The following is a 20,008-nucleotide window of genomic DNA, read 5'->3' as shown; positions in this document are numbered from 1 at the left end:
GAGGTAATTTGTTTAATTTCGGGGATTATTTCTAAATCCATTTATGAGTAATTATAACAAGATTAATAACGTTATTGGTTGGATAGTCTTTTTAATATCGGCCACTGTATACGGGATTACCATTGAACCAACCGCCAGCTTCTGGGATGCCGGCGAGTTTATTGCTTGTTCTTACAAATTATTAGTGCCGCACCCTCCCGGAGCGCCTTTTTATTTATTGGTTGGCCGCATTTTTTCTTTATTTGCCGGCGATAATGTACTTCTGGTAGCACCGCTGATAAACTTTTTATCGGGTTTGGTAAGTGCGTTTACCGTATTGTTCTTGTTCTGGACCATAACTATTCTGGGCCGCAAGTTGTTGGTTAAAACTACCGATGTGCCTACTACCGGCCAAACCTGGATTTTAATGGGCAGCGGTATGGTTGGTGCGCTGGTCTTTACATTTAGCGATTCTTTTTGGTTTTCGGCAGTAGAGGCTGAGGTTTACGGCATGTCGGCTTTTTTCTCGGCATTTGTATTCTGGGCCATGTTAAAGTGGGAAGGTAAAGCCCACGAAGTAACCGCCGATAAATGGCTAATCCTGATTGCTTACATGGTAGGGTTATCTATTGGAGTACACTTACTAAATTTATTGGCTATTCCGGCCCTGGCCTTTATTTACTATTATCGCAAAACAACCAAGCCTACCCGCAATGGCTCTATCCTTACTTTTGTAGTTAGTGCTTTAATTATTGGGCTGATTTTGTGGGGCGTAATTCCGGGACTGCCTTCGGTGGCCGGTTCTTTTGAGGTTTTCTTTATCAATAATATTGGTTTACCCTTTGGTAGTGGTATTTTTATTTTCCTGGCTTTGTTTATTGGGGTGATTTTATACGCGTTCCGGTATTCAGTAGCCAAAGGCAAAAGGTATTTAAACACGGCGCTGCTTTGTTTTGTGTTTATCTTAATTGGTTACTCCTCTTACCTGATTATTCCTATTCGGTCGGCTTACGACCCTACTATTGATGAGAACGACCCCGAGAATATAGTAAGCTTTGTTTCTTACCTGAAACGGGAGCAATACGGCGACCGGCCTTTGTTGTACGGCCCGCAGTTTACCGCCGAAGTAATTGACCAGAAACAAGGCGACCCACGCTATATTAAAGGCAAAGACAAGTACGAAATTGTAGATTACAAGATTGAGCCTGTATACGACCCGCAGGGCATGAGTTTGCTGCCACGTATTTACAGCAACCAGGCCATGCACATTCAGGAATACAAAAAGTGGGTGCCTATTCAAGAAGGCCGTAAGCCTACTATGGGCGAAAACCTGTCGTTTCTGATGAAATACCAGTTAGGGCACATGTACTGGCGCTATTTCCTGTGGAATTTTGTGGGCCGCGATAGCGATGTGCAAAACGCCGGGGTGCTTTGGCCCCTCGAAAGCAATGCCGGCCTGCCTGATCGGGTGGCTGATAGCAAAGCTCGTAATAACTTTTATATGCTGCCACTGTTGCTGGGTATATTGGGCTTAATTTACCAGGTGCGTAAAAACCAACGCGATGCATTTATTGTGGGCTTGTTGTTTTTCTTTACCGGCCTGGCCATTGCCTTGTACCTGAACCAGCCACCCACCGAACCACGGGAACGTGATTATACCTTTGCGGGCTCTTTCTTTGCTTTTTCTATCTGGATTGGGTTAGGCGTGCTGGCCTTATATGATTGGCTACAAAAAATTATTAAAAGCGATACAACCCGGGCAGCTTTAATTACCCTGGTTTGCTTAAGTGTACCGGTAATAATGGCTGTGCAGGGTTGGGACGACCACGATCGGTCGGACCGCTACCATTCCGTAGATTCGGCCAAAAACCTGTTGAGTTCCCTGGCGCCTAATGCTATTTTATTCACCAACGGCGATAACGATACTTTCCCGCTATGGTACGCCCAGGAAGTAGAAGGTTTCCGGACCGACGTACGCGTAGCCGTATTGAGTTACCTGAACACCGATTGGTACATCGACCAGATGAAACGCCGCTCTTACAAGTCAGAGCCATTGCCTATTTCGTTAGAGATTGAGAACTACCGCCAGGGCACCAACGATTATTTGCCTTTTGTGGAACGGCCCGAAGTAAAAGCCGGCATCGATTTAAAACGGTACATTGGTTTGGTTAAAGAAAACCACCCGGTACTGCAGGTAGCGGCCCAGAATGCCAAACCATTTTTGTCGTTCCCAACCAAAACTTTTTCTTTAGATATAGACAAAGCAGCGGTAATCCAGCATAAAGCAGTTCCGGCCGACCGGCAAGATCAAATTCTGGATCAGCTTTACTGGAGTATTGGTAAATCGGCTATTGAGAAAAAACACTTGGTTATTCTGGATATTCTGGCGACTAACAACTGGAAGCGCCCGGTATATTTCTCAACCACCACCAGCTCCGCCGATTACCTGAACCTGCAACCTTATTTCCAGTTAGAAGGCTTGGCATTTAGAGTAGTACCGGTTAAAAATCCGGAGAATGAAGCTGAAGGGTACGTAGAAAAAGAAATCATGTACGACAACATGATGAATAAATTTAGCTGGCGCAACCTGGATAACCCTAATATTTTTTACGACGACAGCTACGTAAGCCAATTGCCGCCAAATACCCGCGATAAGTTTTACCGGTTAGCTACGGCTTATTTGCAGGCCGGCGATAAGGCCAAAGCCAAGGCTGTATTAGACCGGTGCTTAACCGTAATGCCTGATAAGTCTATTCCGTACGATTATTATACGCCGCAGTTTATAGAACCATTGGCCGCGGTAGGCGAGAAGAACCGGGCTATTGGCATTATGGATGTTATGGCTAAACGGGCTACCAAAGCCTTGGCTTATTATGCCAACGACCCGAATAGCGCCTTATTCGACCGCGAAGTGCAAACCAATTTTATGATTTTGCAGCAACTAATTATGTCGGCCAGGGCCTTGGGCATGAACGAGAAAGCCGCCGAAATGGAACAAACCTTTATGAAATATTACGGTAATCGTTAAGAATAAAAAAGCAAAAAGAAACCGGTTCCGCCCGAACCGGTTTTTTTTTGCTGATAGAGGTGTTTATTCCCAAAGACGTGAATAGATATAGATTTTCTCTTTCGATTTACGTTACTTAAAATAAATACCTGCCCCTGAAATATTATGAACCGCGAAAAGAGTTTACTGCTTTTGCTGTTGGTGTTTTGCCTGGCAGCCTGTACGCCCAAACAGGTCATGAACCGGCAAAACCTGCATTATGCGTATATTCCGGCTACCACTATTGCGTACGATTTACTCGCCGAACGCGATAGTCTGCAGATTTTTTTAAAGTTTGCCGATGTTAATTTATTTAAAGGTGTACCTAAATCGCAGTTAAAGCTGCTGTATACCATTAGTTTGCGTTACGATCGCCCCGAAATTATTCGGCGCGATTCGGTAAAACAATTTGGGCAACGGCTGCAAATAACCGACGAGTACGCCTTGGTTAATTTTAAGCTTCCCCTGGCCGGTATAACCATTCCGTCGGTTTTACAATTACAGGTGCCCCAACACGTTGCCGATAAGGAATATATTTGGCTGGACATACCGCTTACGAAAGATAACTTAGCCAAGAAAGTAACTGTTACCAATCCCGGTACCGGTATGCCTTTGTTTCGGCCGTACGTAAATACTGCTGAGCAAATTACTTTAATAACAACCAACACATCGGGCCGTTTGCCGCTAAAGCAATACGAAGCCAATTTTCCGGCGGCCTTGCCGCCCTTTTCTCTTAACCAAAAAAATGTAGCGCCTTCTTTGCGGTTAATCCAGTCGCAGGATATTGCCCCCGGCGAACCTTTTACTTTAAGCACCGAAGGTTTATATGTGCTGGGAACCGGCGATGCCGGCACTACTTTAATCACAGTGGAAAATCAGTTTCCGGAGCTTACCACGGCCCGCGAACTGATTGAACCACTCATTTACATGACCAGCTCCGACGAGCGTAAAAAACTGTATGCCGCCGAGGAGCCCAAGCGCGCCCTGGATCGGTTTTGGTTAGATATTGCCAACCAGGATCAGAATTTAGCCAAACAGCTTATTAAAATTTATTACCAACGGGTAAAAGAAGCCAATATTTTTTTTAGCTCGCACAAAGCCGGCTGGTTAACCGACCGCGGTATGCTTTATATTATCTTTGGCGTTCCGGATGCCGTTCACCGGAGGTTCGACGGCGAAGAATGGATTTACAACCGTAAGGCTCAAGGCGGCCCACCTTTAAAATTTGCATTTATTAAAAGACCAAATAATTTTACCCAAAATCATTACGAACTGGTCAGAAACCCCAGTTACGAGTTTTTGTGGTATAGCACTGTAGAAAAATGGAGAAAAGGAATAATTCTGGAAGAATAAATTACCGGGCCCCGCGCCGGGAATCCGCCGAAAAGATTCAAATGATATTTGGGTTGCGGCCCATAACCGAAGCTTTACTGGCCGGCAAAGACTTAGAGCGCATTTATTTGCAAAAAGGTCAGCGCAACAGCATGACCATTGAAATAATGGAACTGGCGCACCGCGCCAATGTGCCGGTAGCAATGGTACCACCCGAAAAACTGGACACCCTTACCCGAAAAAATCACCAGGGAGCAGTAGCTTATTTATCGGCGATTACCTATGCGCCGCTCGATAATATTGTTACCGGCATTTACGAAAGCGGTAAAAGTCCGCTTTTACTTATTCTGGACCGGATAACTGATGTGCGTAATTTTGGCTCTATTGCCCGCAATGCCGAGTGTATGGGGGTTGATGCTATTGTTATTCCGAGTAGAGGAGCGGCGCAAATAAATGGCGATGCTTTAAAAACATCGGCAGGCGCTTTAAATATTATTCCGGTTTGCCGCGAAAATAACCTGAAAGACACCTTGCATTACCTGCAAAATTCCGGTATCCAGATAGTGGCCTGCACCGAAAAAGGCGAAACCAATATCAACGAGAATACCCTCGATTTTACCGGTCCTACCGCTATTTTAATGGGTAGCGAAGAAGATGGTATTTCGCCGGAATACTTGAAAAAAGCAGATTTGAAAGTTAAAATTCCTTTGGCGGGGCAAATAGGTTCCTTAAATGTTTCGGTGGCCAGCGGTATTATTTTGTTTGAAGTGCTGCGCCAACGCTTGGCGGTTAATCTTTAGCCATTATTTGTTATTCGCTGTTCTTTAATCGTTATTCGATGATTGGTGTTTGTTAAGTTTATAGTAGTAGGTAGACTACTGCTACCCATAACCAGATTTTGCCTAAACTTTAAACAACTTACACAAATCGAACATCGAATAACGATTAAAGCACAACGATTAATTGTAGCCGGGGCCTTTTTTAGATTTTACATCGGCCACAAAATCCTTTACTTTTTGCTCATCTTGTTTCGGACAAATCATGAGCACATTATCAAATTCTGCTACAATAAAATCAGTTAAACCATTTATAACAACTAAGCGCTCTTTGGGCGTTTTTATAATACAGTTGTGGGTATCGTAAAGTAGGGCATCGCCGTCAATCACATTGCCGGTTTCGTCTTTGTCGCTGATACTATAAAGTGAGTTCCAGGTGCCTAAATCCGACCAGCCAAAATCACTTAACAGTACAAAAACATTGTCGGCTTTTTCCATGATGCCGTAATCAATAGAAATATTGCGGCACTGGGTATAAGCCCGCGAAATAAATTCATCTTCCCGGTTGGTATACAAGTAAGACAATCCATCTTCAAAAACTTCGGCAATTTCGCTTAAATATTGTTTAAAGGCCGAAATAATCGAGCGCACACTCCAGATAAATATACCGGAGTTCCAAACAAAATCACCGCTGTCGAGGAACATTTGCGCCAGTTCCAGGTTTGGTTTCTCGGTAAAGGTTTTTACTTTTTTCAGGGGCTGCCCTTCGTCTATAAACTGAATATAGCCATAACCGGTATCGGGGCGGCTGGGCGTAATGCCCAAGGTAATCAGTACATCCGAAGCTTGGGCGGCTGCCAGCGCCTCACGGATTGTATCCTTAAAATTTTCTTCTTTCAGAATAACGTGGTCAGACGGGGCCACAACCAAAGTAGCGTTGGGGTTTATTTTATTTATTTTATAGCTGGCGTAGGCAATAGCCGGGGCCGTGTTCCGCCCAATTGGTTCGCACAAAATCTGGTCGTCGTGGAGTTGTGGCAGTTGTGCCTGTACCAAACCTTTGTAGTCCTGGTTGGTAACAATATAAATATTTTCGGGCGGGCAAATATCCTGAAAACGATTTACGGTCATTTGCAGCATACTGGCACCTACACCCAGTACATCATGAAACTGTTTTGGATTATTGGTGCGGCTAAAAGGCCAGAAGCGGCTACCAATGCCACCGGCCATTATTACTACAAATGTGTTTTTGCTTTCCATTAAATCAAGCCTTCTTTAAGTAAATCGTGTAAGTGAATAAACCCGGCAAAGTTACCAGATTTTGTAACAATTAGCTGCGTAATATTGCGCTTTTGCATTATTGCCAGGGCGGCCGCAGCATATTCATCTTCATCAATGGTTAAGGGAGCCGCCGTCATGATGTCTTTGGCCTGAATGGTTTGTAAAGAATCGTACTTATCCAGCATGCGCCTTAGATCGCCATCAGTTATAATGCCGATTAAATTTTGATTACCAGCCGCCAAAACAGCCGTGGCACCTAAGCGGCTAGAAGAAATCTGAATAATTATTTCTTTTAAAGAAGCGGTTTCGCTTACGGCCGGAGCAGCATTTTGAGGATAAATGTCGCATACCCGCAAGTACAAACGTTTGCCCAAAGCCCCACCCGGATGCAGGTTGGCAAAATCGCCGCTGCCAAAGTTACGGGTTTCCAGCAGACATACCGCCAGGGCATCGCCCAGAGCCAAGGCGGCCGTAGTGCTGGCGGTTGGTGCTAAATTATGCGGACAAGCTTCGCGTTCTACCGTAGCATTTAAAACATAATCGGCTTGTTGGGCCAAATAAGACTCGGTGTTGCCCACCATAGCCGCCAGTTTAGAGCCTTTGCGTTTAAGCAAGGGTACTAAAACTTTTATTTCGGGAGTGTTGCCGCTCTTAGAAATACAGATTACAAAATCGTTTGGCTGTATCATACCAATGTCGCCGTGAATGGCATCGGCAGCGTGCATAAATAAAGCCGGGGTGCCGGTAGAGTTTAGCGTAGCTACAATTTTGGCGGCAATATGGGCACTTTTACCAATTCCGGTTATTACCACCCGGCCGGTTAAGGCCAAAATATCGTTTACACAAGCTTCAAAATCAGCATCCAGGTAGTTTTCCAGCTGTTTAATGGCCCTGGCCTCTTCCTGCAAAACATTTTTTGCTATTAAAGTAATATTTTTTATTATATTCAATTTAAATTTGTATTACGCAATATTTGCAGCAATTAGACAATCAAGCTTTTTTAAAAACAACAGAAATATTCTCACCCCATAAACATGTTAGTAACACAAGAGGTAAATTTAAAGGACAAATTAAAAGAAGTTTTTGGGTATAACCAATTTAGAGGTAACCAAGAGGCAATAATTAACAATATTATAAATGGGAACAACACATTTGTAATCATGCCAACTGGTGCTGGAAAATCGTTGTGCTATCAGCTTCCGGCTCTTGTGCTGCCGGGTACGGCAATTGTAATTTCGCCGCTAATTGCCCTGATGAAAAATCAGGTAGACCAGTTAAATGCCTTTGGGGTTAATGCCCAATTTTTAAATTCTACGCTTACCAAAGCGGAGATGAACAAGGTAAAAAAAGAAACCATTAGCGGCGAGGTAAAGCTGCTTTACGTAGCGCCCGAATCTTTAACCAAAGAAGAAACAATAGATTTTTTACAAAAAGCGCAAATTTCTTTTGTTGCCATTGATGAGGCCCACTGTATTTCGGAATGGGGACACGATTTCAGGCCTGAGTACCGCAAAATACGCGGTATTATCGATAATATTGGTAATTTGCCCATTATTGCACTTACCGCCACGGCTACACCTAAGGTACAGCTCGATATTCAGAAAAACCTGCAAATGGACGATGCTTCGGTATTTAAATCGTCGTTTAACCGGACCAATTTATACTACGAGGTGCGGCCCAAGCACAATACCAAAAAGCAGCTAATCCAATACATTAAAAAACATAAAGGCAAAAGCGGTATTATTTACTGCCTGAGTCGCAAAAAAGTAGAAGAAATTGCCGAACTGCTGCGTGTAAACGATATTAAAGCCTTGCCGTACCATGCCGGTTTAGATTCTAATATACGCATGGCCAACCAGGATGCTTTCCTGAACGAAGATGCCGACGTAATTGTAGCCACCATTGCTTTTGGAATGGGCATTGATAAACCCGATGTACGTTTTGTTATTCATTACGACACTCCTAAATCTATAGAAGGTTATTACCAGGAAACCGGCCGGGGCGGGCGCGACGGACTGGAAGGCAATTGCCTCATGTTCTATTCTTACGACGATATTGTTAAACTCGAAAAGTTTAGCAAAGACAAGCCCGTTACGGAACGCGATAATTCTAAACTTTTGCTCCAGGAAATGGCCGCTTACGCCGATTCGGCGGTTTGCCGGCGCAAACAATTGCTGCACTACTTTGGCGAGATCTTTGAGAAAGACTGCGGCTTCTGCGATAACTGTGTGCACCCCAAAGAACGGTTTGAAGCCGGCGACGAAGTTTTACTGGCCTTGAAAACTGTAGTACAAACCGACCAGCGTTTTGGCATGGACCACCTGGTAGCCGTGCTTACCGGCATGAAAGACCAGTACGTAGAAAGCTATGGCCACGACCAGTTAGAAGTGTATGGCAAAGGCAGTGAACAAGATGCGCAGTTCTGGACTTCCGTAATCCGGCAAATACTTTTATCGGGGTTCTTAGAAAAAGACATTGAAAACTTTGGCGTACTTAAAATATCCCAGAAAGGCTTAGATTTTATTGATGCGCCGCATCCGGTAAAAATAGCCAAAGACCATAACTTCGAAGAAGAAGTTCAGAAAGAAGAAGAAAAAGAAGAAATTCAGTCTTCGGCCGGGCACGATACCGTACTGTTTGACATGCTGAAAGCGCTACGGAAAAAAATGGCTAATCAGTTAGATTTGCCGCCTTACGTACTTTTCCAAGACCCGTCTTTAAAAGAGATGGCTACTACTTACCCCACTAAAAAAGAAGATCTGGCCCACATTTCGGGAGTAGGTATGGGTAAAGTGCAGAAGTTTGGCAAGCCCTTCCTGGATTTAATTACCAAATACGTAGAAGACAACGATATTGTAACTGCGGCTGATGTGGTGGTAAAATCGGCGGTAAATAAATCTAAAATTAAGATCTACATTATTCAGCAGATCGATAAAAAGATGGATTTAGAAGAAATTGCCGCTTCTAAAGATATAACCATGGCCGAGCTCATTGAAGAAATTGAGCACATTTGCTACTCCGGCACTAAGCTAAACCTTAATTATTATATAGACGAAGTAATGGACGAAGAGCGGCAGGATGAAATTTACGATTACTTTATGCACGCCAGCACCGATAATATTGCTGTTGCTTTAAAAGAATTAGGTACCGACGATTACACCGAAGAAGATCTGCGCCTGATGCGGATTAAATTCTTATCGGAATACGCTAACTAAGTGTTTAGGCTACAAATATTTAACTTTATTTAATCGCTTTAAAAAGTTTTTAAACATTTAAAATAGATATAAAAAAGGCCAGCCGCTTAGGGTTGGCCTTTTATTTTTTATAACCTCATAAATTAAAATTCCTGAACGAAATTTAAATCCATTTCCTAAAAGCTGTAACTTCGCCACTTAGGTTAGCCTAAATAACCGATTAAAAAAAAGACCAGTTCAGCAAATTATTATAACATGAATATATTAATTATTGGTTCGGGAGGAAGAGAGCACGCTTTGGCCTGGAAACTGCGCCAAAGCCAGTACGCCGACAAAATATTTGTAGCGCCAGGTAACGCTGGCACCGCCCAGGTAGCCACCAACATAGATATTGCTATTACTGATTTTGAAGTGCTCGCCAAATTTGCTGACGATTACGATATTATGATGGTAGTAGTAGGGCAGGAAGCGGCTTTGGTTGAAGGTATTCATGATTATTTTAAAAGCCTCGAAAATTCGAAACATATATTGGTGGTAGGTCCGTGTAAAGACGGCGCCCAACTGGAAGGCAGCAAAGATTTTTCTAAAAAATTTATGCAGCGCCATAACATACCAACGGCCCGCTACCGCTCCTTTACCCAGGAAAACTATACTGAAGCGCTGGATTATTTAAAAACACACCCATATCCGGTTGTACTAAAAGCCGATGGTTTGGCCGCTGGTAAAGGCGTAATAATTGCGCAAAACTACGAAGAAGCCAGTGCCGAGCTGGAAGGCATGTTGCACCAGAACCGGTTTGGTGCCGCCGGTAATAAAGTAGTAATCGAAGAATTTTTAACCGGTATAGAGTTATCGGCCTTTATTTTAACAGATGGCAAAGAATACGTAATGCTGCCGGAAGCCAAAGATTATAAGCGTATCGGCGAAGGCGATACCGGCCTGAATACCGGTGGCATGGGTGCTATTTCGCCAGTACCGTTTGCCGATGCCGTTTTTATGCAAAAGGTAGAAGAGCGCATTATTAAGCCTACTATTGCCGGTTTGCAAAAAGAAGAAATTTCGTATTTCGGCTTTTTATTTATTGGCCTTATGAATGTAAACGGCGAGCCGTATGTAATTGAATATAACGTTCGGTTAGGCGATCCGGAAACTGAAGCCATTTTACCCCGCATCCAAACCGATTTGTTTGAATTGTTCCGGGCCATGCACGACGGCGAATTAAGTAGTTTTAAATTAGATATTGATCCGCGTACTGCGGCCACCATTATGTTGGTAGCTGGCGGTTACCCCCAAGCGTATGAAAAAGGTGATGTTATTACCGGTTTAGAACCCCAGGCCGAAGTGCTTGTTTTTCATGCCGGTACCGGTGTAAATGACAAAGACCAGATTGTTACCAACGGTGGCCGGGTAATTGCGATAACGGCGTTGGGCGCTAATATTCCCGAAGCTTTAACCAAAGCAACCACGGCGGCCGAAAAAGTAACCTGGAATAACCGCTACTACCGCAAAGACATCGGCTTTGATTTACAGTAAAATTTAATAAACTGCGAATACTTTAGTAGAAATATTCTTTTGTTTTCTAAAGATTAAGCTTATAAAAAATAAAAGCGGGCTGAATATTTAAATTCAGCCCGCTTTTATTTTAGGCAGTTAAACCGGTTAACCAGGTAAAAGGCAGTTTAGCAATATTCATCGAAAGCGCCTTTCAGGTTATCTACAATTCTTACCAGGTCGTTGCCTTCTATGTGGTAACGCTCAATCATGTGCACCAACTCGCCGTTTTTAAACAAGGCAATAGACGGCGAAGAAGGAGGGTACGGCAGCATGTGTTCCCGGGCTTTTGCTACCGCTTCGGTTTCCATACCTGCAAAAACAGTAACCAGCTTATCCGGACGTTTATCAGAAGCCGAAACTGCCATTTTCAGGGCCGGACGTGCTTTGGCGGCGGCACAGCCACAAACCGAGTTCACGGCTACTAAAACGGTTCCCTCATTTTCAGATAAAGCTTTTTCTACTTCTTCGGGGGTCATTAATTGCTCAAATCCAGCTGAAGTTAAATCTTCACGAATTGGAGCCACCATATATTCAGGATACATTCCCATATTACTAATTTTTAATTTATTTAATTAAATATAATGCAAAAATATATAAACCCAATTTAAACCGAAAGGTTCAGGATCAGATTTCTTTGTATTACCGGTTTACATCAGTAGAACAAACAGTCGTTTAGCTGGGTTCAGGTTAGCCTTTAGATAATTTGGGATTTAAGAAAAATTAGGGTTGTAGGGGCAATTGCTAGCTCAATGGCGTAATTTATTCGCGGGGAAATACAGTACAACCAGCTATTTACATTTTTGGTTTAAAATTATTTTAGCCTTGGCATAGCCCATTTGGCTGGCTTTTTCCCAGTTGTGGCAGCCGCCTTGCCGGTTCCCTTGGTTAAATTGGGCCATGCCTAATAAATAATAAGCAGCAGCATCTTGCGGATCTAGCTGCGTAGCCCGGGTAAAATCCGTAATGGCACCCGCATTATCTTTTAACAATCCTTTGGCTATACCCCGGTTATAATAGGCCGCACCAAAGGCCGGTTTTAATTCTATTGCCCGCGAATAATTCTGGATAGCAGCCGCCTGTTTTCCCTGACCAGCGTAAGCAAGGCCCCGGTTATAATAAATATCGGCTTGCCGGGGAGCCAATTTTAAAGCTTTATTAAAATCCAGAATGGCGTTAACATAGTTACGGAGGCTGGTATAGCTTAATCCGCGGTTATTATAGGCTTGTACCAAATCTGGTTTTAAAGCTATGGCCTGGGAAAAGTCCTCGATGGCCGCATTAAAATTTTGAGCTTTAAACTTACGGTTACCGGCATCTAAATATTCCTGGGCAGTTTGGGCCTGGGCAGTTGCTAAGCTTCCCATTAAAAAGAATAAAAAGCAGAACAGCGCGTAAATTTTATTCATCTTTTGAGATATGTTAATTATTCATTTGGCCTACTAAGTTATAAAATATAATGGCTATATAGCTTTAAGTAAGAATAAAATCCGGCTAAAACGCTATTATTGCCCGGTTTCTTTTTTCAGTCATAGCCAAATCTTTAAAATTATTTTATTCTATTGTGCCGTGCGCAACAGGAAATATTAGTTTGTTTTCTAATGCATACTTATGTTTATTAGAGATAAATAAATCTTCTCATAAGAATCAAAAGTGTTGTCGCCGGATTTAGTTACCCAGGAATTGCCGGGCCGAACCTTGCGTACGGCCGATAAAGAATATTTATACTTTAGTGGAACCTCGTACCTGGGCATGGGCCGAAACCCGGATTTTAATGCCTATTTGCACGAAGGGCAGCAGCGCTACGGTACCAATTATTCCAGTTCGCGGTTATCTAATGTACAGTTAGCTATTTTTGCCGAAGCTGAAAATTACCTGGCGGCTTATACCGGTGCCGAAGCGGCTTTAACTGTTTCGTCAGGCTTTTTGGCCGGGCAATTGGTAGTAAGAACATTGGCTGGCACCGGCGATTTTATATATAGCCCAGGCGTGCACCCGGCTTTGGGCTTAAACCCGACTCTTTATTCAGAACAGGAATTTAATACCTGGGCGCAGCAAGTTCCCCGCTTAATCAACGCGTCATCTGCGCAGAAAATATTCCTGTTGTTTAACGCCCTCGACCCGCTCTTTGCCCAGGAATATTCTATGGATTGGCTACAATCTTTACCCCATACCAATAGAAATATTACCCTTATTATCGACGATTCGCATGGCTTTGGAATTACCGGTAAAAATGGAGCAGGAATTTTTAACCAATTGCAAGTGCCGTCTTTTGTCTCTAAAATTGTGGTGAGTTCAATTGGCAAAGCTTTGGGTATTCCGGCAGGCGTTATCCTGGCCGATAAAGCCAGTATCGATACCTTTAAAAAAAGTTCTTTTTTTGGCGGCGGGTCCCCGGTTGCGCCGGCTTATTTGTACGCTTTTATGCAGAGCATGCAACTTTATGAGCAGGCCCGACAGCAATTACAGGCTAATATCCGTTATTTTTTAGCTAAGCTTAAATACCCCGGCTTATTCCGGTTTTTGCGCAACTACCCGGTCTTTTACACGCCTCAGCATCAGTTATACCCATACCTGCTGGCGCATAATATTCTTATTTCCAGTTTTTCGTATCCTACGCCGGCCCATGCACCCATTACCCGCGTTATTTTAAATAGTTTGCATACCCCCACCGATTTAGATACGCTCACCAAGTACATAAATAATTTTTGCGCCGAAATACAAACAGTTTAATACAGGAGTTAAAATTCTATCGACCTAAAATACTATCTTGTAAGCCCAATTAACTTTACTTTTAGCAGCATACATGGCTTTAAACTACCTCTGGATTGCTTTTTTTCTGATTGCTTTTGCCATTGCCCTTTTTAAATTAATATTTTTTCAGGATACAGCTATTTTTCAGGCTTTGGTAACCAGTACCTTTGATAATGCTAAAACCGGTTTTGAAATATCTTTGGGCTTGACGGGTGTAATGACCTTGTGGCTGGGGCTGATGAAAATAGGAGAGCAGGGTGGTATTGTGGCCATTCTGGCAAAAGCCGTTGGTCCATTTTTTAACCGTATTTTCCCGGATCTACCCAAGAACCACCCGGTATTTGGCTCTATTCTCATGAATTTTTCGGCTAATATGCTGGGTTTAGATAATGCCGCTACGCCTCTGGGTTTAAAAGCCATGAAAGAAATGCAGGAGCTAAACCCTACCAAAGAAACGGCTTCTAACCCCCAAATTATGTTTCTGGTGCTCAATACCGCCGGGCTTACGGTTATTCCTATTAGCATTATGGTGTACCGTACCCAAATGGGCGCTGCCGACCCTACGGATATTTTTATTCCGATTTTGCTCACAACTATTATCAGTGCTTTGGTGGGCTTAATAATTGTGGCTATTTACCAGCGCATTAATTTATTTAACAGCGTAGTTATGGCTTACCTAGGCACGGCTTTTCTGCTGATTGGCTTAATTATTTATTACCTATCAAATCAAAGTCAGGAGCGGGTGGCGCTTATTTCGCAAGTTGCCAGTAATGTAATTCTGTTTTCGATTATTGTATCTTTTATAACGTTGGCCTGGCTCCGGAAAGTAAATGTTTACGATGCTTTTATTGAAGGCGCTAAAGAAGGCTTTGGCGTGGCCATAAATATCATTCCGTACTTAGTGGCTATGCTGGTGGCTATTGGGGTATTTCGGGCCTCGGGAGCATTGGATATGGTGGTAAACGGCATGGGGTGGGCCCTGGCGCAATTGGGCATAAATACCGAGTTTGTACCGGCTTTACCGGTTGCCTTTATGAAACCCCTGAGCGGCAGCGGTGCCCGCGGCCTGATGCTGGATACTCTGAAAACCTACGGTGCCGATTCGTTTGTAGGTCGGGTGGCCTCGTGTATACAGGGTAGTACCGAAACAACCTTTTATATTCTGGCGGTTTATTTTGGGTCGGTTGGTATTCGCAACACTCGCTACTCGGTTACCTGCGGCCTCTTGGCCGATTTGGTGGGGGTTATTACGGCTATAGCCATGGCTTATTTATTTTTCCATTAATAACTTAACTAGCTTATGCTAATTACTAGATTCATTTTTGGAGCGCTTTTAGTTAGCCAGGCCTTTGTTTTTCCGGAAAGGTTTGCAACCGGAAATAACCGCGCGTATGGGCAAGTTTGGCCAATAAATATATTGCCGGATTATTGGCCCGTTTGGCAGCAGAAATCTGGTAAACTGTTGCTTCCTGCTCTGGCCCCCCTGCCAGACAGCACATCTTTTGTAAGCAAAGTACCGGCCGCGTTGGGGTACAGTACGTTTTACCAGAAATATTTAAATGTAAAAGGTATTCCGGTGGTTAGTTCAAACCAGGTACCCGATGCTGCCTTGTACCAGGCCCAGGCAATAATTTTACTTATGCTGGAGAAAATTCCGGATGCGGCAATTGCTAAAATTAGCCAGAACAAAGTTAGAGTGGCAGTAATGGGTAAAACCGAACAAACCACCGATATTCCGGAGCACAGCGATTTAAACAAAGCTTTTCCGGCGACAAACTGGAATACCCGATCCCGCGGCCTGGGCGCTACTTTAGCCCGCCCGGCAACCAGTTGCGCCGAAGAAAACCTTTTGTGTTATGAAAACGATCGTTATCGGGGCGAAGATATTCTGATTCATGAATTTGCCCATACCATTCATGAAATGGGCTTAAGATTTAGTCAAAAAGATTTTCAAGATAAGTTGGTTAAGATTTATAATAATGCGTTGGCGGCAGGCCTCTGGAAAAACACCTATGCTGCTACCAACTCATCCGAATATTTTGCCGAAGGTGTGCAAAGCTGGTTTAACTTAAACCTGGAAGCCAGTCCGGCCAATGGTGTGCACAACGAAATAAATACCCGGCCCGAATTAAAGCAATACGATCCGGAACTATACGCGCTTATAAGCCAGTATTTTGCGAATACCGATAAAAAAATAAGCTGTCATGCCAGATAAATTATAGGGCGCATGGCAACCTGGCTTTTCTAATCTTTTAATATGTATAACAGGCTAATCTAATATTTTCTATACTAAACCTTACTAAACAACTATGAATGACGCCGCATGTGTAGAAGCGCAGATGTTAATCCGGAAACCAGTAGCCGAAGTGTTTAATGCCTTTGTGGATCCCGAGATAACCAAGCATTTTTGGTTTACCAAAGGGAGTGGCAAGCTGGAAGTGGGCAAAACAGTTAAATGGCAGTGGGAGATGTATGATGTTTGGACCGATGTGCTGGTTAAGGAAATTGTGGTAAATGAAAAAATATTAATTGAATGGGACGAGCCCGCCACCACGGTAGACTTTGCGTTTAAGCCATTAAGCAATGATACCACTTATGTTACCATCAGAAATTATGGATTTAGCCAAACCGGCGACGAGCTTTTAAATACCATTAAAGATTCGACGGGTGGTTTTACAACGGTACTCGATGGCTTAAAGGCATTTCTGGAACATAATATTACATTAAATTTAATTGCCGATAAATTCCCGAAAGAAATACTGCCACACGGCTAATAAAAGAAAAGCCCGCTGCATTTTTCCCTTTAATCAGCAGGCTATCCTTTTTATAAAAGCTTTTTCTGTCAAGTTTTGTACGGCCGTCATTTTGCCCATCGGCTAACAAAAATAAACTTTAAAAAAGGACTTAATGGTCGCGGCAAACAAACTGAAACGTAGAACGGGTGCGCTGCTCCAGTAATATTTCTTTATCTACAGTTAAAAAATTAATGCTGTTCTCGGTGTAGTTTTTTATGGTATACAGCAAAAGCGAGGAGTTGTAATGAATAACAAATTGCTCCTGCAAACGGTTTTTTAAATCCTCTAATCGCTGCTGGTCGTAGTCGGAGCAAACCGAGAAGGAGATGGCCGAGTTTTGCATCAGGTTTATTTTAAAACGCAAATCGGCCAAGGCCTGAAATATTACACTTAAGTTTTTTTCCGAAATAAAAGTAAAATCGCGCACGCCAAACGAAATCAGGCATTGGTTATCTTTCCGGATAAAAGCCGGAGCCAGTTTATCGTTTTTGGTTTCCCGGATTACAGTGCCGGCATCAGTGGGGTGCAGAAAAGATTTTACATACAACGGAATGTGGCGGTTGGCCAGGGGTTTAATGGTTTTGGGGTGAATTACGCTGGCGCCGTAATAAGCCATTTCTACCGTTTCCTGGTAAGAAATTTCTTCGTATTTAAAGGTGTTTCTAAAATGTTTGGGGTCGGCATTTAAAAAGCCGGCCACATCTTTCCAAATAGTTAGCGATTCGGCCGAGAGGCAATAAGCAAATATTGCCCCCGTAAAGTCAGAGCCTTCCCGGCCCAGCGTAGTGGTGCGCTGGTTGGTAGTACCGCCTAAAAAACCTTGCGTAACCACAATATTCTCCCGGAGCAAGGGCGTTACCTGTTGTTGTATGTTGCTTTCGGATACGGCCCAATCTACTTTTGCTTCGCGCCAACTGGCATCCGTGCAAATACAGGTACGGCAATCCTGCCAAACTACTTTATAACCGGCCTCGGCTAAATAATGGTACAGCAACACCGACGAAATCATTTCGCCGTAACTTACCACCTGGTCGTACTGCTCATCGTAATTACCCGGCTGAAGCTGGATAAGGTAGTTTCTTAGTTCTGCAAATTGTGCCAGTAACTTTTCGAACACCAGGTGTTGTTTATCCGGGAATAAGGCCTGGGCTATTTGCAGATGATAATCTGTAAGCGATTGGAGCGGGGTGTGAAAATCTTGTTGTGCTACCGCTTGCTGGTAAATATTTTCTAAGGCGTTGGTGGTTTTACCCATGGCCGATACCACTACTACCAAAGGGCCGGGGTAAAGCGATAAAATAGCCGCTACATTCCGGATGGCCGCCGCATCTTTTACCGAGGCTCCACCAAATTTAAAAACTTTCATGCGTTACTTAAATAGAAGAGCCTAAAGGTTAAAATTTATTCCGGCCTTTACAACTATTGAATTTTTAATGGTACAAAGTTTCTTAACCCTAAACGGGCTTGGTGGGCAGACGTAGGCAAAAAAAAATCCTCTTACGAGGATTTTTAATTTTAAGCTTTTTCGGAGCCTGTGTCTTCGGCATTTACCGCTTCCGGCGCCGCGGCTTCGTCAGATGGGGCCTGGGCGGTGGTAAAAGGTACGTGTTTGCTTACTATGGTGTACCAGCCTGCTATTTTCTTAATATCCGAAATATACACCCGGTCGCGGTCATAATCCGGAACTACGGTTTCCATAAACTGGATTAATGCCGGGTTATCGGATTTGCTGTTTACGGGCAGGTCATCGCCAAATTCCTTCCGGATTCGATCAAATACTTCGGCCAAAGGCAAGGTTTCTTCGGTATTGGCCTGGTAAACCGAAATTTCGCTCAACAACGATATCCGGTGCTTTGCCTGTGCGACAAAACGATTATTTTTTTCATCGAGTGTTTCTACCACAATACCATTGCGCGAGGGACTTACCACCCGGTATAATCCGCTCATGCCGGCAATAGAAGCAATATCTTTTAATTCAACAGGCATAAATATTTATAAAATTTAAATTAAAGTTTAAAATTAATAGGAATGCTGGTATTTAGGCTATAACCGGGCCCTTTAAATTTTAAAAGTTTTACTAAACGTAACGCTTCGGCGCCCATACCGCCACTACCATCTTTTACAATTTTGTGGCTAGAGGTGGTACCATCTTCGTTTAACACAAAGCTTATTATTACCTGGCCGGCAATACGGTTACGTTTAGCCAAAGGCGGATAAACCATCTCTTTGTTAATAAACTCATACATGGCCGCCTGGCCGCCTTCGTAAAATTCAGCTGCCGGCAAAACTTTATCGGTTACCGGCGGACTTTGTAATTTAACCGGCGCCGGAGCAGCCGTTTGCGCCGTAGCCGAACCAACACCAACGAGTAACAAAAGGGCAAACAAAAGCGAAAATTTCATTTTCATAAATATTTAATAAAGTTTTAACGGGTAAATAACAGAAGGTTGCCCAATTTTAGTGCCAATTTACTAACTTATTTGTTCAGGTCGGCATTTACCGAATCTATAAAACCTAAAATTTCATCGCGGCCCATTCTTTCTTCTGCCGAGGAAAGAAAAATAGGCGGGAGTTCTTCCCAGGTTTCGAGCAATTTTTGTTTGTAAGCGGCTACATTTTCCTGGGTTTTATTTAAAGATTGCTTGTCGGTTTTGGTAAATACTACCACAAATGGCACGCCAATGCTACCCAATAACTGAATAAAGTCCAGGTCGGCTTTTAAAGGTGCGTGCCGCGAATCTATTAATAAAAAAACGCAAGCCAGGTTTTTTCGCTGCTGCAGGTAAGCTTTTATCATTTTTTGCCATTTCTCCCGCGACTCTTTACTCACTTTGGCCCAGCCGTAACCCGGCAAATCTACCAGGTACCAGTTGTTGTTAATTAAAAAGTGGTTAATCAGCTGGGTCTTACCCGGAAACGAAGATGTTTTAGCCAACTTGCTCCGCCCCGTCAGCATATTTATAAGCGATGATTTACCTACGTTGGAGCGCCCGATAAAGGCATATTCGGGTAGGGTAGTTTCCGGGCACTTAGCCACTGTAGTATTGCTGCTGATAAAAGTAGCTTCTTTGATTATCATTATTTTTACCTTATTTTATAACTTTATCATATATTGAAAAATTATCATTATATATTTTGAATATAGATAAAAGTTGTTTTAAATTTACTACACTTAGTAAGTAAAAAGCCTTATTATTTAATGTTTTAAGGCGATTTAATTTTTTAAGGATTGTACTAAAAAATATTTATTTAAAATTGCTTAGGTAAATAAATGTTTAATAAGTGCAATTATTTTAAGTA

17 protein-coding genes are annotated in these 20,008 nt (G+C 43.0%); 9 read left to right on the top strand and 8 right to left on the bottom strand.

Annotation, left to right across the window (positions count from 1 at the left end; all coding sequences use genetic code 11):
- Positions 1–43: 43 nt before the first annotated feature.
- The 3 genes from ACO1R6_RS04760 (at position 44) to rlmB (ending at position 5,157) form a co-directional block, all read left to right on the top strand.
- Positions 44–3,007, top strand: coding sequence for a glycosyltransferase family 117 protein (locus ACO1R6_RS04760; RefSeq protein WP_486262629.1), 2,964 nt, complete (start codon positions 44–46; stop codon positions 3,005–3,007).
- A gap of 144 nt (positions 3,008–3,151) precedes the next feature.
- Positions 3,152–4,378: a GWxTD domain-containing protein gene (locus tag ACO1R6_RS04755; protein ID WP_486262627.1), complete on the top strand. Its 1,227-nt coding sequence runs from the start codon at positions 3,152–3,154 to the stop codon at positions 4,376–4,378.
- Positions 4,348–5,157, top strand: a complete 810-nt coding sequence (gene rlmB, locus ACO1R6_RS04750) for a 23S rRNA (guanosine(2251)-2'-O)-methyltransferase RlmB (protein ID WP_486262625.1) — start codon at positions 4,348–4,350, stop codon at positions 5,155–5,157. Before ACO1R6_RS04755 ends, rlmB begins: the two co-directional genes overlap by 31 nt.
- A 159-nt stretch (positions 5,158–5,316) precedes the next feature.
- Here rlmB and ACO1R6_RS04745 read toward each other — a convergent pair whose 3' ends face one another.
- Both ACO1R6_RS04745 and ACO1R6_RS04740 read right to left on the bottom strand, forming a co-directional pair.
- Positions 5,317–6,393 (bottom strand): mannose-1-phosphate guanylyltransferase, encoded by a 1,077-nt coding sequence (locus ACO1R6_RS04745; RefSeq protein ID WP_486262623.1) that lies wholly within the window; start codon positions 6,391–6,393, stop codon positions 5,317–5,319.
- Complete coding sequence (locus ACO1R6_RS04740) at positions 6,393–7,364, bottom strand: KpsF/GutQ family sugar-phosphate isomerase (RefSeq protein ID WP_486262621.1); 972 nt, start codon at positions 7,362–7,364, stop codon at positions 6,393–6,395. Before ACO1R6_RS04740 ends, ACO1R6_RS04745 begins: the two co-directional genes overlap by 1 nt.
- Before the next feature lie 84 nt (positions 7,365–7,448).
- Here ACO1R6_RS04740 and recQ point away from each other — a divergent pair, with 84 nt between their 5' ends.
- Both recQ and purD read left to right on the top strand, forming a co-directional pair.
- Entirely contained in the window at positions 7,449–9,629 is a 2,181-nt protein-coding gene (gene recQ / locus ACO1R6_RS04735; RefSeq protein WP_486262619.1) for a DNA helicase RecQ, read from the top strand.
- Positions 9,630–9,863: 234 nt separating this feature from the next.
- Complete coding sequence (gene purD / locus ACO1R6_RS04730; RefSeq protein WP_486262618.1) at positions 9,864–11,141, top strand: phosphoribosylamine--glycine ligase; 1,278 nt, start codon at positions 9,864–9,866, stop codon at positions 11,139–11,141.
- A gap of 146 nt (positions 11,142–11,287) precedes the next feature.
- On the opposite strand, the gene ACO1R6_RS04725 is transcribed toward purD, so the two are convergent.
- Together ACO1R6_RS04725 and ACO1R6_RS04720 are read right to left on the bottom strand one after the other, a co-directional pair.
- Entirely contained in the window at positions 11,288–11,704 is a 417-nt protein-coding gene (locus tag ACO1R6_RS04725) for a BrxA/BrxB family bacilliredoxin (protein ID WP_486262645.1), read from the bottom strand.
- A gap of 246 nt (positions 11,705–11,950) precedes the next feature.
- Positions 11,951–12,568: a tetratricopeptide repeat protein gene (locus ACO1R6_RS04720; protein WP_486262616.1), complete on the bottom strand. Its 618-nt coding sequence runs from the start codon at positions 12,566–12,568 to the stop codon at positions 11,951–11,953.
- Between the two features lie 247 nt (positions 12,569–12,815).
- Between ACO1R6_RS04720 and ACO1R6_RS04715 the strand changes: the two genes are divergently transcribed.
- From ACO1R6_RS04715 to ACO1R6_RS04700, 4 genes are all read left to right on the top strand, one after another.
- Entirely contained in the window at positions 12,816–13,892 is a 1,077-nt protein-coding gene (locus tag ACO1R6_RS04715) for an aminotransferase class I/II-fold pyridoxal phosphate-dependent enzyme (protein WP_486262614.1), read from the top strand.
- 73 nt (positions 13,893–13,965) lie between these two features.
- Complete coding sequence (locus tag ACO1R6_RS04710) at positions 13,966–15,198, top strand: nucleoside recognition domain-containing protein (protein ID WP_486262612.1); 1,233 nt, start codon at positions 13,966–13,968, stop codon at positions 15,196–15,198.
- Between the two features lie 15 nt (positions 15,199–15,213).
- Positions 15,214–16,128 (top strand): hypothetical protein, encoded by a 915-nt coding sequence (locus ACO1R6_RS04705; protein WP_486262610.1) that lies wholly within the window; start codon positions 15,214–15,216, stop codon positions 16,126–16,128.
- A gap of 94 nt (positions 16,129–16,222) precedes the next feature.
- Complete coding sequence (locus ACO1R6_RS04700; RefSeq protein WP_486262608.1) at positions 16,223–16,687, top strand: SRPBCC family protein; 465 nt, start codon at positions 16,223–16,225, stop codon at positions 16,685–16,687.
- 130 nt (positions 16,688–16,817) lie between these two features.
- Here ACO1R6_RS04700 and ACO1R6_RS04695 read toward each other — a convergent pair whose 3' ends face one another.
- From ACO1R6_RS04695 to yihA, 4 genes are all read right to left on the bottom strand, one after another.
- On the bottom strand, positions 16,818–18,074 hold the full coding sequence (locus ACO1R6_RS04695) for an aspartate kinase (RefSeq protein ID WP_486262606.1): 1,257 nt from the start codon (positions 18,072–18,074) through the stop codon (positions 16,818–16,820).
- A gap of 149 nt (positions 18,075–18,223) precedes the next feature.
- The gene (locus ACO1R6_RS04690; RefSeq protein ID WP_486262604.1) at positions 18,224–18,694 is read right to left on the bottom strand and encodes a DUF5606 family protein; all 471 of its coding nucleotides are present in this window, start codon (positions 18,692–18,694) and stop codon (positions 18,224–18,226) included.
- A 20-nt stretch (positions 18,695–18,714) separates the two neighbouring features.
- The gene (locus tag ACO1R6_RS04685; protein ID WP_486262602.1) at positions 18,715–19,116 is read right to left on the bottom strand and encodes an energy transducer TonB; all 402 of its coding nucleotides are present in this window, start codon (positions 19,114–19,116) and stop codon (positions 18,715–18,717) included.
- Between the two features lie 68 nt (positions 19,117–19,184).
- Positions 19,185–19,787 carry a ribosome biogenesis GTP-binding protein YihA/YsxC gene (gene yihA / locus ACO1R6_RS04680; RefSeq protein ID WP_486262601.1) on the bottom strand — a complete coding sequence of 201 codons (603 nt, stop codon included), beginning with the start codon at positions 19,785–19,787 and terminating at the stop codon, positions 19,185–19,187.
- Between the last annotated feature and the right edge of the window lie 221 nt (positions 19,788–20,008).

It is taken from the genome of Adhaeribacter sp., from assembly GCF_057359045.1.
The sequence above is the reverse complement of the archived record's forward strand: the minus strand, read 5'-3'. Positions and strand labels throughout refer to the sequence as shown.

Excerpts from the sequence above, each read along its gene's own strand:
- ACO1R6_RS04720 (WP_486262616.1), bottom strand. The coding sequence starts at position 12,568 with ATGAATAAAATTTACGCGCTGTTCTGCTTTTTATTCTTTTTAATGGGA.
- ACO1R6_RS04760 (WP_486262629.1), top strand. The coding sequence starts at position 44 with ATGAGTAATTATAACAAGATTAATAACGTTATTGGTTGGATAGTCTTT.
- recQ (WP_486262619.1), top strand. The coding sequence starts at position 7,449 with ATGTTAGTAACACAAGAGGTAAATTTAAAGGACAAATTAAAAGAAGTT.
- ACO1R6_RS04695 (WP_486262606.1), bottom strand. The coding sequence starts at position 18,074 with ATGAAAGTTTTTAAATTTGGTGGAGCCTCGGTAAAAGATGCGGCGGCC.
- ACO1R6_RS04705 (WP_486262610.1), top strand. The coding sequence starts at position 15,214 with ATGCTAATTACTAGATTCATTTTTGGAGCGCTTTTAGTTAGCCAGGCC.
- ACO1R6_RS04755 (WP_486262627.1), top strand. The coding sequence starts at position 3,152 with ATGAACCGCGAAAAGAGTTTACTGCTTTTGCTGTTGGTGTTTTGCCTG.
- rlmB (WP_486262625.1), top strand. The coding sequence starts at position 4,348 with ATGGAGAAAAGGAATAATTCTGGAAGAATAAATTACCGGGCCCCGCGC.
- purD (WP_486262618.1), top strand. The coding sequence starts at position 9,864 with ATGAATATATTAATTATTGGTTCGGGAGGAAGAGAGCACGCTTTGGCC.
- ACO1R6_RS04725 (WP_486262645.1), bottom strand. The coding sequence starts at position 11,704 with ATGTATCCTGAATATATGGTGGCTCCAATTCGTGAAGATTTAACTTCA.
- ACO1R6_RS04710 (WP_486262612.1), top strand. The coding sequence starts at position 13,966 with ATGGCTTTAAACTACCTCTGGATTGCTTTTTTTCTGATTGCTTTTGCC.
- ACO1R6_RS04690 (WP_486262604.1), bottom strand. The coding sequence starts at position 18,694 with ATGCCTGTTGAATTAAAAGATATTGCTTCTATTGCCGGCATGAGCGGA.
- ACO1R6_RS04685 (WP_486262602.1), bottom strand. The coding sequence starts at position 19,116 with ATGAAAATGAAATTTTCGCTTTTGTTTGCCCTTTTGTTACTCGTTGGT.
- ACO1R6_RS04700 (WP_486262608.1), top strand. The coding sequence starts at position 16,223 with ATGAATGACGCCGCATGTGTAGAAGCGCAGATGTTAATCCGGAAACCA.
- ACO1R6_RS04745 (WP_486262623.1), bottom strand. The coding sequence starts at position 6,393 with ATGGAAAGCAAAAACACATTTGTAGTAATAATGGCCGGTGGCATTGGT.
- yihA (WP_486262601.1), bottom strand. The coding sequence starts at position 19,787 with ATGATAATCAAAGAAGCTACTTTTATCAGCAGCAATACTACAGTGGCT.